1 pseudogene is annotated in these 591 nt (G+C 61.6%); it reads right to left on the bottom strand.

Annotated elements, in window-relative coordinates:
• Positions 1-526: pseudogene (locus tag R0J92_RS21580) on the bottom strand (transposase); the annotation flags it as partial.
• Positions 527-591: the final 65 nt, after the last annotated feature.

Below are 591 nucleotides of genomic sequence, written 5' to 3'. Positions count from 1 at the left end.
CGCCAGTACCGGTCACGGTGCAGATCAGTTCCTCTGGCGGCACCTGGCTCAGCAGTTCGGGCAGGACCGGACTGTCTTCTGTGTCACTGGAGGTGAACCCCACCGCACGGATGTCTCCGGTGCCGGTGTCCATCGCCAGATAGACTTTGCGGTATTGGCGCCTGCAATGGGTTCAATGCTTGCGGGCCTGCCGCGCGACGGCCCTATATCTGGACAGTAATGGATTTCTGGCCTCGGCTCAGGGTGAAAAGTCGGGCACCGGCCAGTCCAGCCCGGCCATCGTCAGGATGCGGCCCACCATCCCGGTCGTTTGCCTCAACGGCAGGCCGAACAGCACTTTCACCATCAAACAAAACTGGATGGCCGCATCCGAGAACACAGCAGGGCGACCGTTGCGACCGGCCCTGGGTGCCAGCCACACCATCTCCTTGTCCAGCCAGATCAGCAGCGAGCAACGCTGCTTCAACGCGTCGTTGTAGGCCAGCCAGTTCGTCGTGCGGTAGCGGGCGGGTTCGGGCTTGCTCATGCGCGACTCTTAACCCACCGGATTCTCAGGGTGAATCAGGATTGGCCAAGTTCTGCAACAATGCC

This window comes from Tritonibacter sp. SIMBA_163, from assembly GCF_046535935.1.
Taxonomy (GTDB): Bacteria; Pseudomonadota; Alphaproteobacteria; order Rhodobacterales; family Rhodobacteraceae; genus Epibacterium; species Epibacterium scottomollicae.
This window is presented reverse-complemented; position numbering and strand designations above follow the sequence as displayed.